Origin of the sequence: Nocardia sp. NPDC059180 (genome assembly GCF_042754945.1) — a bacterium.
GTDB lineage: Bacteria > Actinomycetota > Actinomycetes > Mycobacteriales > Mycobacteriaceae > Nocardia.
Genome location: NZ_JBHZBU010000004.1, coordinates 44,575 through 58,104 on the forward strand (window position 1 = coordinate 44,575; position 13,530 = coordinate 58,104).

Annotated in this window: 17 protein-coding genes; 6 read left to right on the forward strand and 11 right to left on the reverse strand. The window is 67.3% G+C overall.

Features of this window, described 5'->3' with window-relative positions:
• The first annotated feature begins 81 nt into the window (after nt 1–81).
• Nucleotides 82–657, forward strand: coding sequence for a Uma2 family endonuclease (locus ACFXNW_RS14485; protein ID WP_379418163.1), 576 nt, complete (start codon nt 82–84; stop codon nt 655–657).
• 97 nt (nt 658–754) lie between these two features.
• Here ACFXNW_RS14485 and ACFXNW_RS14490 read toward each other — a convergent pair whose 3' ends face one another.
• Genes ACFXNW_RS14490 through ACFXNW_RS14500 form a run of 3 tightly spaced genes read right to left on the reverse strand, consistent with a single transcriptional unit; the run spans nt 755 to nt 2,396 of the window.
• Nucleotides 755–1,363 (reverse strand): ATPase, encoded by a 609-nt coding sequence (locus ACFXNW_RS14490; protein WP_379418164.1) that lies wholly within the window; start codon nt 1,361–1,363, stop codon nt 755–757.
• Nucleotides 1,360–1,839 carry a DUF1772 domain-containing protein gene (locus tag ACFXNW_RS14495; protein ID WP_379418165.1) on the reverse strand — a complete coding sequence of 160 codons (480 nt, stop codon included), beginning with the start codon at nt 1,837–1,839 and terminating at the stop codon, nt 1,360–1,362. The genes ACFXNW_RS14490 and ACFXNW_RS14495 overlap by 4 nt, the downstream gene beginning before the upstream one ends.
• Complete coding sequence (locus ACFXNW_RS14500) at nt 1,836–2,396, reverse strand: peroxiredoxin-like family protein (protein ID WP_379418166.1); 561 nt, start codon at nt 2,394–2,396, stop codon at nt 1,836–1,838. The genes ACFXNW_RS14495 and ACFXNW_RS14500 overlap by 4 nt, the downstream gene beginning before the upstream one ends.
• 67 nt (nt 2,397–2,463) lie before the next feature.
• On the opposite strand from ACFXNW_RS14500, the gene ACFXNW_RS14505 reads away from it, so the two are divergent.
• Nucleotides 2,464–3,099: a TetR/AcrR family transcriptional regulator gene (locus ACFXNW_RS14505; protein ID WP_379418167.1), complete on the forward strand. Its 636-nt coding sequence runs from the start codon at nt 2,464–2,466 to the stop codon at nt 3,097–3,099.
• Between the two features lie 50 nt (nt 3,100–3,149).
• Here ACFXNW_RS14505 and ACFXNW_RS14510 read toward each other — a convergent pair whose 3' ends face one another.
• On the reverse strand, nt 3,150–4,100 hold the full coding sequence (locus ACFXNW_RS14510; RefSeq protein ID WP_379418168.1) for a helix-turn-helix transcriptional regulator: 951 nt from the start codon (nt 4,098–4,100) through the stop codon (nt 3,150–3,152).
• Between the two features lie 63 nt (nt 4,101–4,163).
• Between ACFXNW_RS14510 and ACFXNW_RS14515 the strand changes: the two genes are divergently transcribed.
• Entirely contained in the window at nt 4,164–5,318 is a 1,155-nt protein-coding gene (locus ACFXNW_RS14515) for an epoxide hydrolase family protein (RefSeq protein WP_379418169.1), read from the forward strand.
• 41 nt (nt 5,319–5,359) lie between these two features.
• On the opposite strand, the gene ACFXNW_RS14520 is transcribed toward ACFXNW_RS14515, so the two are convergent.
• From ACFXNW_RS14520 to ACFXNW_RS14550, 7 genes are all read right to left on the reverse strand, one after another.
• Nucleotides 5,360–6,574, reverse strand: a complete 1,215-nt coding sequence (locus ACFXNW_RS14520; protein ID WP_379418643.1) for a TerD family protein — start codon at nt 6,572–6,574, stop codon at nt 5,360–5,362.
• A gap of 62 nt (nt 6,575–6,636) precedes the next feature.
• Nucleotides 6,637–7,167, reverse strand: a complete 531-nt coding sequence (locus ACFXNW_RS14525; protein WP_379418170.1) for a hypothetical protein — start codon at nt 7,165–7,167, stop codon at nt 6,637–6,639.
• An 88-nt stretch (nt 7,168–7,255) separates the two neighbouring features.
• The gene (locus ACFXNW_RS14530) at nt 7,256–8,056 is read right to left on the reverse strand and encodes a family 1 encapsulin nanocompartment shell protein (protein ID WP_379418171.1); all 801 of its coding nucleotides are present in this window, start codon (nt 8,054–8,056) and stop codon (nt 7,256–7,258) included.
• Nucleotides 8,057–8,059: 3 nt separating this feature from the next.
• Nucleotides 8,060–9,082 (reverse strand): Dyp-type peroxidase, encoded by a 1,023-nt coding sequence (locus tag ACFXNW_RS14535; RefSeq protein ID WP_379418172.1) that lies wholly within the window; start codon nt 9,080–9,082, stop codon nt 8,060–8,062.
• Nucleotides 9,083–9,210: 128 nt separating this feature from the next.
• Nucleotides 9,211–9,537 (reverse strand): cupin domain-containing protein, encoded by a 327-nt coding sequence (locus ACFXNW_RS14540; protein WP_280233526.1) that lies wholly within the window; start codon nt 9,535–9,537, stop codon nt 9,211–9,213.
• A gap of 137 nt (nt 9,538–9,674) precedes the next feature.
• Nucleotides 9,675–10,175 carry a dihydrofolate reductase gene (locus ACFXNW_RS14545; RefSeq protein WP_379418173.1) on the reverse strand — a complete coding sequence of 167 codons (501 nt, stop codon included), beginning with the start codon at nt 10,173–10,175 and terminating at the stop codon, nt 9,675–9,677.
• Nucleotides 10,172–10,978 carry a thymidylate synthase gene (locus ACFXNW_RS14550; protein WP_379418174.1) on the reverse strand — a complete coding sequence of 269 codons (807 nt, stop codon included), beginning with the start codon at nt 10,976–10,978 and terminating at the stop codon, nt 10,172–10,174. Before ACFXNW_RS14550 ends, ACFXNW_RS14545 begins: the two co-directional genes overlap by 4 nt.
• 66 nt (nt 10,979–11,044) lie before the next feature.
• Here ACFXNW_RS14550 and cobF point away from each other — a divergent pair, with 66 nt between their 5' ends.
• Genes cobF through ACFXNW_RS14565 form a run of 3 tightly spaced genes read left to right on the forward strand, consistent with a single transcriptional unit; the run spans nt 11,045 to nt 13,526 of the window.
• The gene (cobF, locus tag ACFXNW_RS14555) at nt 11,045–11,794 is read left to right on the forward strand and encodes a precorrin-6A synthase (deacetylating) (protein WP_379418175.1); all 750 of its coding nucleotides are present in this window, start codon (nt 11,045–11,047) and stop codon (nt 11,792–11,794) included.
• Between the two features lie 55 nt (nt 11,795–11,849).
• The gene (locus tag ACFXNW_RS14560) at nt 11,850–12,095 is read left to right on the forward strand and encodes a DUF2630 family protein (protein ID WP_379418176.1); all 246 of its coding nucleotides are present in this window, start codon (nt 11,850–11,852) and stop codon (nt 12,093–12,095) included.
• 6 nt (nt 12,096–12,101) lie between these two features.
• The gene (locus ACFXNW_RS14565) at nt 12,102–13,526 is read left to right on the forward strand and encodes a dihydrolipoyl dehydrogenase family protein (protein WP_379418177.1); all 1,425 of its coding nucleotides are present in this window, start codon (nt 12,102–12,104) and stop codon (nt 13,524–13,526) included.
• The last annotated feature ends 4 nt before the right edge of the window (nt 13,527–13,530 follow it).

A 13,530-nucleotide genomic window follows, 5' to 3' on the forward strand; every position in this document is an offset into this window, starting at 1 on the left:
GCTCGACGGAACGAGGTGAGCTAAACTCGCTGGGTACCGCGACTACCGGTGCTCACTCCCATGTGGCTGGAGGTGGTTCCGATGGCGATGCCGGTTCCCCGGTCGGATCGTTGGACAGCCGCAGACCTCGATCAACTGCCCGAAAACGGACTGCGTTGCGAGGTGCTGAATGGCCAGCTCGTTGTGAATGCCGCGCCCAAACCGCGCCACCAGTGGCTCATCAAGTGGCTGGAGCGTGCACTCGATGATTCGTTGCCGCCCGGACTCTTCACGATCGTTGGCGTCGGGGTCTTGATCGGCGAGGATGAGCCGATCCCCGATCTTGTCGTCGGAAAGGGCGATATTCCGATGGACGGCCGCGGCATTCCCGTTGACCAGGTGTTGTTGGCCGTCGAGGTCGTTTCTGGCTCCACGACCCTGCAGGACCGCATGGTCAAGCCGGTGCTCTATGCGGCCGCGGGAATCCCCAACTATTGGCGATTCGAGATGAACTCGTTCAAGGGCCGTTTGCCGGGAGAGGAACTGCCGGTTCTTTTTGCCCATGTCCTCGGCAGCGACAACACCTACCAACAGACGCATCGGGTGCCCGCGGGGGAGAAGGTCACCTTGCGAAGCCCGTTCGAGGTGACGATCGACCCGGCCGCCCTGCTGCCCTGATCTTGCGACTGTTCGTCCTCCACCCGTGGGGGCGGCCCAGGAAGCGGGCCGCCCCGCGCACCGAACCAGAAGGCGCGCAACGAATGTCGCGGAGATCTCAGGTGAGGGCGTGCTCCTCGGCGAAAACCTTGCGGCAGACCGGGGCGCAGAAGACGCGGGTTTCGCCGTTGTGGTCGAGAGTGAAGGGGGCGGTGGCTATTTCGAGGGTCATGCCGCAGGTCGGGTCGACGGCGTAGCCCTCGGGGATGTCGCGGGTGTCGTCTTCGGGGCGGTAGTCGGCGGTCATCAGTCTGGTGAGTTCGGCGGTGTCGGTGGCTCGGCCGAAGGTGCCGAGGCTGTGTTCACGGACGCCGAGGATCTGTACGACGCAATGGGGGTTGCTGTGCAGCCGTTGCGGATCGCCCTCGAACTCGGCGATGGTGTTGGTGATCAGCGGGATCATTCCCTGGCCGAAGTCCTGTCCGACCCAGGAACCGGGAACGGTGACGCGGACCAGATAACGCGGTGCGCCGGACGGGCTCGGGCCGCCGGTGGCCCAGGTGGCGGGGTGGTGCACGAGCACATGGGTGAACTCGCGAGCGCGTTCCATCACCGCCTCCGGTGCCGATTCCTCGGTGGTGAGGGTACGCAGCAGCAGCTGAGCCAGGGCGTCGCCGCGTTCACCGGCGAGCGTGGGATCGGAGGCGAAGATATCGATGGTCATCATGAGCGAGGCTCCTTCGTTGGCAACAGGGTGGTGGTGACGATCAGGACGAAGACCAGGACGGCGCAGGCCACGCGGGCGATGTGGAAGTTCTCCCAGCGGGTCAGCAGGTCGGCGTAGTCGGCGGACGGTCCGGAGACCGCCCACTCCTTGATGTCCTGGTTGATGGGCACATTGCCGAGACGGGTGATCGCGAATACCGCGACCGAGATGATCGTCGCGATACCGGCAACCCAGCGTTCGGCCGCACGGGACCGCACGGCGAGCACCAGGCAGCTGACGAATGTGGACGCCATGAGTGCCTGCATGACAACGCTGTTCGCCGACATCAATGCGGTGTGGAAAGTGAAGCGCACATCGGTAGGCACCTCGCGGAAGGCGTAGAGCACATTGGCCCCGCCGTAGAGGAAGGCGCCGCCGAGCAGGCCGCTGGCCAGCAGTGCGGCGGCCTGGGCGAGGCGTGGGCGAGCGATATTCATCGATACGCCTCGACCCGGGAGGCGTGAGCGAGCAGTTCATCGACTGACCATTGATCGTCGGCGTGGTCACCGCGTTTGCCCGCGATCACCCGGCCATCAGGTGCGATGAGGAAGTCCGCAGGCAGGCCGAAGCGACCTCCATCAGGGCGGCTCGGTGGCGCGATATGCCCCGGCTTCCTGGAAGAACGCAGTTCACGGGCGACAGCGCGGACGATGGTGGGCCAGGCGCGCGGATCGAGCAGCGCGCGCGGCGCCGATTCCACCCCGAGCTCGCGGTAGAGCCTCCGCTCGGGGTCAGCGATAACGGCTAACGGCAGATCCGCAGCGTATTTCCGCAATTCCTCCGCGCTGGAATGGAATACGACGACCTCGCGGATGTCCGAGGCGACGATCTCATCCAGCCGGTTGACGATCGAACGCAGATGCAGGCTGCACACGGGGCAGCCCGCGAACCGGCGGAACTGTAGATGGATCAGGCAGTCCGGATCGGGTAGCGGCACCGGAGCGCCGGTGATGGTGACCAGATCGCGGCTGGTCACGGTGGTGGGGAGTGGCATCGAGTCTCCTTAAGTGTACAAAGTACGCCTACGACCAGTATGCGCGTATCGCGTACGCTGTCAATCCATGCCGCGTCCTCGTTCGCTGACCACCGACGATCTGTCCGGTGCTGCGCTCGCCGTCATCGACCGGAACGGCCTGGACGCGCTGACCATGCGCGCGGTCGCCAAGGAACTCGGTACGGCGACCATGGCGCTGTACCGCTACGTCGCCGACCGGGCGGCGCTCGAGATCCTCGTGGTCGAACGCATCTTCGCCGCCATCGACCTCACGCTGCCGCCCGGTCTGGACTGGCGCGAACGAGTCCGTGTGCTACTGAACCGGACGCGTCTGGCCTCGGCCGAACATCCCGAAGCGGTGCCCCTGATTCTGCGCCACCGTCAGTCGGCCCGCGGTTCCCTCGGCTTGATCGATGCGACGCTGTCGGCGCTCACCGACGGCGGACTCACCGGCGTCGACCGCGTCATCGCCCAACGCACCCTCATCGGCTACCTACTCGGCTTCCTGCAGAACGAGCACTACGGCGCACTGTCGGGACCGGGCACCGCCATCATGGCGGGTCTTTCTCCTGAGGAGTATCCCTTCCTCGCGCAGACCGCAGCCGATGCCCGGACCGTCACACCCGAACACGAATTCCGGGCCGGGCTGGACGTCATCCTTGCCGGCCTCGCCGATCGTGCTGCGTGGGCACATGATTCGTAGGCGCCGACCCCACTTCGCGCGGCTCGGCGGAACACCTGCCGACGCGATGATCAGTCGACAGCCGCGCCGAGCCGCGCCGTGATCGCGCGGACCCGATCGATCAACTCGGGCGGTTCATGGATGCGGATCGGGAGATCGAACAGCGCCAAATAGATCGCGAGTTCGTCGAGGGAGTTGGATCCGGTACGTAGCAGGCAGGATTCGGCGTCGATCGGTTCGACGACGCCGATCGTCGGCGGGATGCGTTCGGTGGCGATATCGGCCGATACCGCGATGGTCACGCGGGCGGCATAGCGGTAGGGCGCCACGGACACGTTGTCGGAGACGTAGCCCGCCAGATCCACCTCTGGCGCTTCGCGTGGGGCGAAGCGCGGGCCGGTGGGGATGCGTGGCAGCAGGCGGTCGACGCGAAAGGTGCGCCAGTCCGCGCGGTCGACGTCCCAGGCGATGAGGTACCAGTGGCGGCCGGTATGGGCGAGCCGATGCGGTTCGGTGATCCGCAATGACGTTGTCCCGTCATGGCTTCGGTAGTCGAAACGCAGGCGGTGCCGGTCACGGATCGCGCAGGCGAGGGCGGTGAGGGTTTCCGGGTCGACGGTGGGGCCGCCGGCGGCGACGGTGATCGTCGCCGAATGCAGGGTGCTCACCCGATGTCGCAGCCGCGACGGCAGCATCTGTTCCAGTTTGGTCAGCGCCCGCAATGAACTGTCTTCGATGCCCGAAATGGTGCCGCTGGCGGCGGTGCGCAGACCGATCGCCACCGCGACGGCCTCGTCGTCGTCGAGCAGCAGCGGTGGCAGCGTGCTGCCTGCGCCGAGCCGATATCCGGCGACGCCGCGGGCCGCGTCCACCGGGTAGCCGAGGGTGCGCAGCTTATCGACATCGCGGCGCACGGTCCGCACGTCGATACCGAGTTCTTCGGCCAGCTCGCCGCCGGTCCATTCGCGATGCATCTGCAACAGCGACAGCAAGCGCAGCAGCCGTCCCGATGTCTCCCACATAATTGTGATTCTCCCGCTTGCTTAGGGCGGAATCTGCCCTAACTGGTTTCTACTGTAATTCTCATGACGACAGCGATCACTCCCTTCCGCATCGATATCCCGCAGAGCGAACTCGACGACCTGCATCGCAGGCTCGACACCGCTCGCTGGCCCGCGGCGCTGCCCGGCGACGGCTGGGATACCGGCGTACCCACCGCCTGGCTTCGCGAGCTGGCCGACTACTGGCGCAACGGTTACGACTGGCGCACAGCCGAACGGCAGCTGAACGAACTCCCGCAGTTCACCACCGAGATCGATGGACAGCTGATCCACTTCCTGCACGTCCGCTCACCCGAACCGGACGCATTCCCGCTGATCCTGACGCACGGCTGGCCCGGTTCGATCGTCGAATTCCTCGACCTGATCGGTCCGCTGACCGACCCCCGCGCCCACGGCGGCGATCCGGCGGACGCGTTCCACCTGGTCATTCCCTCGCTGCCCGGATTCGGATTCTCCGGTCCGATCGGCGAAGCCGGATGGACGGTCGAACGAATCGCGGCCACGTGGGCGGAGCTGATGTCGCGGCTCGGCTATGCCCGCTATGGGGCGCAGGGCGGCGATTTCGGTGGCGCGGTGAGCCCGGAATTGGGCCGCTTCGCCCCGGACCGGGTCGCGGGCGTGCACGTCAACGGCGGTGTCGGCGACTACCTGCCGCTGCCCCTCCCGGAGGAGGAGATGGCAGCACTGACCGAACTCGAACGTGACCGGGTACGCCGCACCGAGGCGTTCATGGAGGAGGAGTTCGGCTACATCTCCATCCAGTCGACCCGCCCGCAGACCCTGGCCTACGGACTGGTCGACTCACCGATCGGCCAGCTGGCCTGGATCATGGACAAGTTCCGCGAGTGGACCCATCCGCGTCCGGTGGATCCGGACAAGATCATCGACCGGGACCGGTTGCTGACCAACGTGATGCTGTACTGGCTCACCGGTACGGCGGGTACGGCAGCCTATGTCGGATACGCGCAGGAGCAACCGTGGGGCGCCGAGAAGCAGAACTCGGGTGTGCCCACCGGGGTCATCGTGTTCGCCCACGATGTCGCCATCCGCAAGTACGCGGGCACCGCCGACACGATCACCCGCTGGATCGACGTCGATCGCGGCGGTCATTTCGCGGCACTGGAGGAACCGGTGCTGCTTACTTCCGATATTCGCGAGTTCTTCCGCGAGCTGCGCTGATTCGGTTCAGGGTGCCTGTCGCACCGCGTGGCGGACGGGTCTCAGGACTTGCGCTTGCCCGCTACCCAAGACAGGCCCCAACCGTAGGCCTGGTCGACTGCCTGGTTCACCCAGTGCGGCGGCTCGGCCGGTGGCGGCACGAATACGCCTTCGCGCCGCACGACGAGCTCGCCGCCGATGTTCTCGATCAGGGCGAGCACGATAGCGCGGGAATTATCGTTGCAGCCATCGACCTTCATCTCGATCGGCGGCGACCCCACCGGATGGAGGGTCGCGGTCGCCTGCACGCCACGCAGATCCGATGCACCCTCGTAGATGTTCGCGTACACCAGCAGTCGGCGGAAGTCACCGACATGGTCGAGGTTGATATGGAGGTTCTCGCCGGCGTCGTCGTCGCCGGTCCGGTCGTCCTTGTCCAGGCGCACATAGGGTTCGGTCTCGAGTGAGCCGAAATTGCCGACCGCGTGGACGAGCCCCTTGTTCCCATTGGTCAGCTCCCACATGCAGCACAGGTCCAGATCGACCGTGGTGCCGCTCTTCTTGCCGAACAGTCCGCTCTTACCGTTGGACCAGTTCAGATTCACCCGCATTGTGCCGCCGGTAACGCCACGTTTGGTGAGCGAGGCCGAGGGCGCGTCTTTGGTGAGCGACAATTTGGTCATATTGATCGGCCGGTCGCCCGCCTGTCCCGACTGTTGTGTGGGCGGCGGCGTGATCGGCTGTTGTGCCGCCGGGGCGGGGTCCTCGTCGACCGAGATGCCGAAGTCGGTGGCCAACCCGGAGAGCCCGGTGTCGTACCCCTGCCCGACCGCGCGGAACTTCCACGCACCCTGCCTGCGGTACAGCTCGCCGAGCACGAATGCGGTTTCGGTGCTGGCGCCGGTGCTGTCGAAGCGGGCGACCTCGGCGCCGCCCGCCGGATCGACCAGCCGCACGTACAGGCCGTGGAACTGGCCGAAGGTGCCGCCGTCGGCGGAGGCGGCGATGACGATGCTGTCGATCTGGGCCTCGACCCGGTCCAGCTGTACCGACAGCAGATCGAGCACCGTGGCGCCCTGCTGCTTGCCCTCGTGCCGGACCGCGCCCGACGGATGGGCGGGTTGGTTGTAGAACACGAAGTCGTTGTCGGAGCGGACCTTGCCGCCGGCGAGCAGCAGCGCCGACGCGTCCGCGTCGGGAACGCCGGGCCCGGATCGCCATCCCAATTCGACGCGAACCGCGGCCAGTGGAACAGCGACGTTGGCGCCCTTCATCATCGACACGATTGCCAACGTATCCGAGGTGCGCGGCCGCGGCCACTCGCGAACCCCGCGTGCGCTCAGTGGGTCGGCGGCGCGATCTTCCAGTGCTGATGCAGCGCGCCCGCGATCTCCGGCAGCACCATCACCGGGATCTTCTTGCGGCGCAGCATGTCCCGGATCTGGTCGACCTGCTCGCGTTTGCGCATGTCGTAGGCACTCGACACCGGCCCGCTCACGGGCGGGATCGACAGCAGCACCAGTTCACCGTGCTGCTCGTCGCCGCCGGCCAGGTCGAGTGCGAGCGACCACCGGGCGCTGTCGTCGAGGGTGAACCGGCCCGCAACCACCCGGCCCCAATCGATGCAGGTCTCGGCCCACGGGGTGCGCTGGTAGATCGCGTCTTCGGTGAGCACGATCGCGTCGCGAGTGAACAGGGCGACGAGCACCGCCACGCCGGCGACGGCACCGGCGAGCAGCCCGGTGAACACCCGGTTCACGCCGAACACGGCGATGACCCCCAGGCACAGCGCGACCGTCACGGCGATGCCGAGCACGCCGTAGCTCATCGCCCGCTTGGTGGGCACCACGCCCGCGTGCACCAGGGTCATCTCGTCTCCGTCCGCTACCGCAACTCGCTGGTCAGGACCATACTGCCGCGATGCGGGCGAGACCACCAGTGATCTGCGCGGGAACACCTCAAGCCTGCAGCGCGACAGCCGCCTCGGCGGTGTAGACCAGGAAGGTCAGGCTCTGCTGGAAGTACAGCTGCACCGATTCCGCGTCGTGGCTGAGATAGCCGATGGACAGGTCCTGGCCGATCTGGAGATCGAAGTCGCCGCCGCGGGTGGTGAGCACGAACGCGCCGTCGATGGCGGGCGCCCAGATGATCTCGCCCTCGGGGATGAGGCGCTCGATATGGGTGCGGATGGGGTGACCGTGATCAGAGGTCTCGCTGACGGCGGTGTACAGGTCGGCGCTCAGCAGCACCGAGTACGGTCCGTCGACACCGGCCAGCCGCAGCTCGCTCAAAGCCTGCGCGACCGCCTCGGGCACCAGGCGCGGATCCTCGGGCACCGCGACCGGCGCGTTCGACGCCGCGGCCCGGATGCCGGTGATGTTGGCGGCGGGGTAGCCCTCGAAGATGGCGCGATCCTCGGCCCAGGCGATGCGCTTGGCAGCGTCCTTGACCGGGTCCAGATCGGCGTCCTGGGCGCCGCGCTCGACATCGTCGAGCTCCTCGCGCGACAGCGTGAACGGCACCCGCAGTTCCACCAGCGGCGCGACCAGCCGCTGCCGGGCCTGCACGCCGTCGTCGGGGGCGGCGATCGGCGCGGTCCGTCCCAGCCCGACGGCGGAGTAGTCGGTGCCGTGCGGCCCGGACAGGTCGACCACCCGGCGGCCCGCGATATGCCGCTTGAACGTGCGGGTGGCTTCCTCCTCGATCGCCGACCAGGCCTCGGAGGTGATCGGCGCGAGTTCACGATGCAGGTTGTTCATGGGTCAGCTGCTCCTTTTCAACGTGCCGATACCGAGAGAGCCGTGTGCGGCAGGTGCGGCGGGGGTGTCGTCTGCCGATGACGCGTCGGGTGGGTCGGGCAGATCATCGAGGAAGTCTTGCGAGGGGACGAAGAACAGGCCGCCGGTGACGGCGGTGGAGAAATCCAGGATCCGGTCGTACTCGGCCTCGTCGGAGCCGAGGAACATGCGGATCAGCATCTCCTCGGTGACGCTCGGCGTGGCCGCGTAGCCGACGAAATAGGTGCCCATCTCGTCCTCGCGGATGCTGCCGAAGGGCATGTTGGCGCGCAGGATCTGCCGTTCGGTGCCGTCGGAGTCGACGATGGTGTTCACCGCGACGTGGGAGTTCGCGGGTTTGACGTCATCGGGCAGTTCGAAATCGTCGAGCTTGGTGCGTCCGATGACGCGTTCCTGTTCCTCGACCGAGGTTGCCGCCCATTCGCCCATCTTGTGCACATATTTCTGCACGATGACGTAGCTGCCGCAGGTGAAATCGGGGTCTTCGTCGCCGATCAGCGCCACCCGCCCGGCAGGCGATTCGGCGAGCGCGCCCTCGGGGTTCTCGGTGCCGTCCACGAATCCGAGCAGGTCCCGCTGTTCGAAATACCGGAAGCCGGTGGTCTCGTCCACGACGGTTGCGGCGCCTGCGAGCCGGTTGCCGATGGCCATCGCCAGTTCGAAGCAGGCGTCGTGCACCTCGGCCTTGATATGGAACAGCAGGTCGCCCGGTGTGGCGGGGGCCTGGTGGCGCGGACCGTCGAAGCCGGGGAATTCGTGCAGTTCGGCGGGGCGCGGCCCGGAGAACAGCCGGTCCCACGCTGCGGAGCCGACGCCCGCGACGCAGGTGAGTCCCGCCCCGGGTAACCGGAATCCGACCGAACGGCGCAGTCCGGCGAGGTCGGCGAGCAGGTCACGCACCGCCGCTTCGCCACCCTCGTCGATGGTGGCGACGAGGAAGATCGCGGACGGTGTGAGCGGTTCGAGGATCGGCTGCGGCTCACCCATGATCACCAAGCCTAATAGCTGGGAGCGTGCTGACCGCAGCGAATCGGCTTTGGCGTGTTAGGACTCACCCGGATCATGGGTCGTGCGTTGCTGTTTCGTAAGCCTCACCTACATCGCGACGCGCCGGGCTATTTCGCGACGGTGAGCAGGAAAGCGACGTCGTCGACGGCCTTGACGCTGTGCCGCGCTTTGGGCACGACGAGCAGATCGCCCGACGAGCCCTTCCATTCGTTGGCGCCGCTGATCAAGGTCAGGGTGCCGCTGAGCACCAGCAAGGTGGCATCGCCGAAATTGTCGTGTTCGGCCAGGCTCTGGCCCGCGGTGAGACCGACGACGGTTTGGCGCAGGGTTTGCGCGTGGCCGCCGTAGATCGTTTGCGAGCTACGGCCGCTCGTGGCGGTGGCTGCCAGTTTGAGTTGCTGGCGAGCGACCGCGGTCAGCGATTTCTTGTCCATGGACTGCCTTTCGCAGATCACACCCCGGAACAGGGCTGGTGTTCGGGGCCGATACCGCTGAGTATGCCCGACCTGTGACCGCCGCTCGGGCGTTTTGCGGGGTTGCCCGCGCTGAGCCGGGCGAAGTGGCGCGGTATTCAGCCGCGTCGGGTGTACCGGCGGATCCGGTAGCGCGGTCCCGCACTCGACTGCTGCCACGGCGTGTCCGCGTCGGCCTGCCATTGCGGATCGATGGCAGGGGCGTAGGCGTCGCCGGTGATATCGGCCTCGATTTCGGTGACGAGTAGTTCGGTGGCGTATTCCAGTGCGGCGCGGTAGATTTCGCCGCCGCCGATGACCCACACGTCCTCGGGTGCGGCCAGCTCCAGTGCCTCAGGCAGCGAGCCGCTGCGTTCGGCGCCCTCGGCGGCCCAGTCCGACTGGCGGGTCACGACGATATTGCGGCGCCCGGTCAACGGACGGAACCGGGGCGGCAGCGAATCCCAGGTGCGCCTGCCCATCACCACCGGATGGTCCATGGTGACCGCTTTGAAGTTGGCCATATCCTCGGGCACCCGCCACGGAATCCGGTTGTCGACTCCGATGACGCCGTCGAGGGTCTGCGCCCAGATGAGACCGATGACGCGCGCGGAACTCACACGGCCACCGGGGCCTTGATCGCCGGGTGGTGCTGGTAGCCGACGATCTCGACGTCGTCGAAGGAGTAGTCGAACAGCGACGGCGCTTGGCGAAGCCGCAGAGCGGGGAACGGGTACGGCTCGCGGGTCAGCTGCTCGGTGACCTGCTCGACGTGATTGTCGTAGATATGGCAATCACCGCCGGTCCAGATGAACTCACCCGGCTCGAGCCCGGTCTGCTGGGCCACCATCTGGGTCAGCAGCGCATAGCTGGCGATATTGAACGGCACGCCCAGGAACAGGTCCGCACTGCGCTGATACAGCTGGCAGGACAGTTTGCCGTCGGCGACGTAGAACTGGAAGAACGCGTGGCACGGCGCCAGCGCCATCTTGTCCAGTTCGGCCACATTCCAGGCCGAGACGATCATGCGCCGCGAATCCGGGTCCTCGCGCAGGGTGCGCAGCACCTGGGAGATCTGGTCGATATGACTGCCGTCCGGCGTGGGCCAAGATCGCCACTGGACGCCGTAGACAGGCCCGAGCTCGCCGTCCGGCGCCGCCCATTCGTCCCAGATCGTCACACCGTGCTCGCGCAGCCAGCCCACATTGGAATCACCACGCAGGAACCACAGCAACTCGTAGACGATCGACTTCAGATGCACCCGCTTGGTGGTGATCAGCGGAAACCCGGCCGACAGGTCGTAGCGCAGCTGATGGCCGAAGACGCTGCGGGTGCCGGTACCGGTGCGGTCGGCCTTCTTAGTGCCGGAGGTGAGCACCTGACGGAGCAACTCTTCGTACTGGGTGTCTGGGGTGGTGGCCACGACCTCGAGCATAGTTCGGGGACCCGGCCCGCCCGACGCGGCGGGCCGGGCCAATAGGCTCGCCGCATGCGGAAGCTGTACGTGATCGGCATCGGCGCCGGCGACCCGGACCAAGTGACGGTGCAGGCCATCAAGGCCATGCGCGAGGCCGAGGTGTTCTTCGTGATCGGCAAGGGTGCCGAGAAACAGGAACTCGTCGACGTGCGCACCACCATCCTGGCCGAGCATATGGATCATCCGTACCGGATCGTGGAGATCGCCGATCCGCCGCGCGAACGCAACCCGATGGACGGCTCGGATTACCGCGAGGTGGTCGCCGACTGGCACGAACGCCGCTCGCTGCTGCTGGAGCAGGAGTTCGCGCGGGTCGACGGCGTCGGCGCGATTCTGGTGTGGGGCGACCCGTCGCTCTACGACAGCACCCTGCGCATGGTCGAACGCGTCCTCGCGCGCGGCACCATCGGCTTCGACTACGCCGTGATTCCCGGCGTGACCAGCGTGCAGGCGCTGGCCGCCTGCCACAGGACGGTGCTGCATCGCATCGGTGAACCAGTACACATCACCACCGGCCGCCGGCTGCGTGAGGAAGGGCTCGGCGGCGGATCCACGGTGGTCATGCTCGACGGCGACTGCGCTTTCACAAGCGTGCCCGGCGAGACCCGGATCTGGTGGGGCGCCTACCTCGGGATGGCTGACGAGGTGCTGATCGAAGGCGTTGTCGCCGAGGTCGGCGACCGGATCCGCGAGCTCAGGGCGCAGTTGCGTGCGGACAAGGGCTGGATCATGGACACCTATCTGCTGCGCGCACCCGACTGAACCGCCGCGGCGCGAATCACCCGGCTCGACCGGCTGGGTCCGTAGAGTGAGCCCTATGACCGAACAGGACATCCTGGGGCGCATCAAGGAATTGGTCGAGCAGGAGCACAAACTGCGGTCGCAGGCGACGCGGGGCGAGCTGGATCCGAAATCGGAACGGCAGCGACTGGCCGAACTCGAGGTGATGCTCGATCAGTGCTGGGATCTGCTCCGCCATCGCAGAGCCCGCATCGAAGCGGGTGAGTCACCAGACAATACGCAGGTCAGCTCCGCCAGACAGGTCGAGGGCTACCTCCAGTAGCGGCCCGTGGACACCACCGAATTCGACGTCATCGTGATCGGCGGCGGCCCGGCGGGGGAGAACGCCGCCTCGTATGCCGTCGCAGGAAGCGAGCGGACCGCCGCGATCGTCGAGCGTGAGCTCGTCGGCGGTGAATGCTCCTATTGGGCCTGTATTCCGAGCAAGGCGCTGCTGCGCCCCTGGCATGTGCTCGGCGGTGCGCGTGCCATGCCCGGCGTGCGCGCCGACGGACTCGACGTGGCCGCGGTACTGCGCAGACGCGACGAATTCGTGCACAACCACGACGATTCGTCGCAAGCCGACTGGGCACACGACAACGGCATCGAAGTGGTGCGCGGTGCGGGTCGGTTGGCCGGTGAACGCCTGGTCGAGGTCGACGGCCGGACGCTGCGCGCCCGGCAGGCCGTCGTGCTGGCGACCGGGACGACCGCGAATATCCCCGATGTGCCCGGTCTGCGGGCGGCTCTGCCGTGGATTTCGCGCGATGTCACCAATCTGACCGAGGTGCCGCGCCGGGTGCTGATCGTCGGCGGTGGAGTCGTCGCGTGCGAGGCCGCGACCTGGCTGGCGGCGCTCGGCTCGGTGGTCACCATGGCGGTGCGCGGTGGTTCGCTGCTCGGGCGCGTCGAGCCGTTCGCCCGCGACCGGATCGCCGAGGCGTTGACCGAGCGTGGCGTCCGGATCCGGTTCGGAACCGAGCCGGTGCGGGTGGCGCGACCCGACGTTCGCGGCACGGGTGAAGGCCGGGTCCACGGCGGGCCGGTGACGGTTACCGTCCGCGACGGCAGCGGCGAATCCGAGCTCGAGGCCGATGAGATCGTCGTCGCGGCCGGACGCGGACCCGCCACCTGGGAACTCGGGCTGGAAGCGGTCGGATTGGCGCCCGGCTATGTCGAGGTCGACGATCAGCTGACCGTCCCCGGCCTGCCGTGGCTGTACGCCGTCGGTGATGTGAACCATCGCGTCGCGCTCACCCACATGGGCAAGTACCAGGCCCGGATCTGCGGTGACGTGATCGCCGCCCGCGCCGAGGGCAGGCCGCTGACGGGCCCGCGCTACGCCGCGTCCGCCGACCACGCACAGGTCCCGCAGGTGGTCTACACCGATCCGGAGCTGGCCGCGGTCGGCCTCACCGAAGAGTCCGCCCGCAAGGCCGGCCACCAGGTCGACACCGTCGAACTCGATATCGCCGTCGCCGGATCCGCGCTGGCCCGTGACGATTACGCCGGCCGGGCCAAACTGGTGATCGACACCTCCGCAGGCACGCTGCTCGGCGCCACCTTCGTCGGCCCCGAGGTCGGTGAGCAGTTGCACGCCGCGACGATCGCGGTGGTCGGGCAGGTCCCGCTGGACACGCTGTGGCATGCGGTGCCTGCGTTTCCTGCGGTCAGCGAGTTCTGGTTGCGGCTGCTGGAGGCGTGGCGGGCTTGATCTG

Bases quoted from the DNA above. Each gene is read 5' to 3' on its own strand.
- ACFXNW_RS14485 (WP_379418163.1), top strand. From the start codon at position 82: ATGGCGATGCCGGTTCCCCGGTCGGATCGTTGGACAGCCGCAGACCTC.
- ACFXNW_RS14490 (WP_379418164.1), bottom strand. From the start codon at position 1,363: ATGATGACCATCGATATCTTCGCCTCCGATCCCACGCTCGCCGGTGAA.
- ACFXNW_RS14495 (WP_379418165.1), bottom strand. From the start codon at position 1,839: ATGAATATCGCTCGCCCACGCCTCGCCCAGGCCGCCGCACTGCTGGCC.
- ACFXNW_RS14500 (WP_379418166.1), bottom strand. From the start codon at position 2,396: ATGCCACTCCCCACCACCGTGACCAGCCGCGATCTGGTCACCATCACC.
- ACFXNW_RS14505 (WP_379418167.1), top strand. From the start codon at position 2,464: ATGCCGCGTCCTCGTTCGCTGACCACCGACGATCTGTCCGGTGCTGCG.
- ACFXNW_RS14510 (WP_379418168.1), bottom strand. From the start codon at position 4,100: ATGTGGGAGACATCGGGACGGCTGCTGCGCTTGCTGTCGCTGTTGCAG.
- ACFXNW_RS14515 (WP_379418169.1), top strand. From the start codon at position 4,164: ATGACGACAGCGATCACTCCCTTCCGCATCGATATCCCGCAGAGCGAA.
- ACFXNW_RS14520 (WP_379418643.1), bottom strand. From the start codon at position 6,574: ATGATGAAGGGCGCCAACGTCGCTGTTCCACTGGCCGCGGTTCGCGTC.
- ACFXNW_RS14525 (WP_379418170.1), bottom strand. From the start codon at position 7,167: ATGACCCTGGTGCACGCGGGCGTGGTGCCCACCAAGCGGGCGATGAGC.
- ACFXNW_RS14530 (WP_379418171.1), bottom strand. From the start codon at position 8,056: ATGAACAACCTGCATCGTGAACTCGCGCCGATCACCTCCGAGGCCTGG.
- ACFXNW_RS14535 (WP_379418172.1), bottom strand. From the start codon at position 9,082: ATGGGTGAGCCGCAGCCGATCCTCGAACCGCTCACACCGTCCGCGATC.
- ACFXNW_RS14540 (WP_280233526.1), bottom strand. From the start codon at position 9,537: ATGGACAAGAAATCGCTGACCGCGGTCGCTCGCCAGCAACTCAAACTG.
- cobF (WP_379418175.1), top strand. From the start codon at position 11,045: ATGCGGAAGCTGTACGTGATCGGCATCGGCGCCGGCGACCCGGACCAA.
- ACFXNW_RS14560 (WP_379418176.1), top strand. From the start codon at position 11,850: ATGACCGAACAGGACATCCTGGGGCGCATCAAGGAATTGGTCGAGCAG.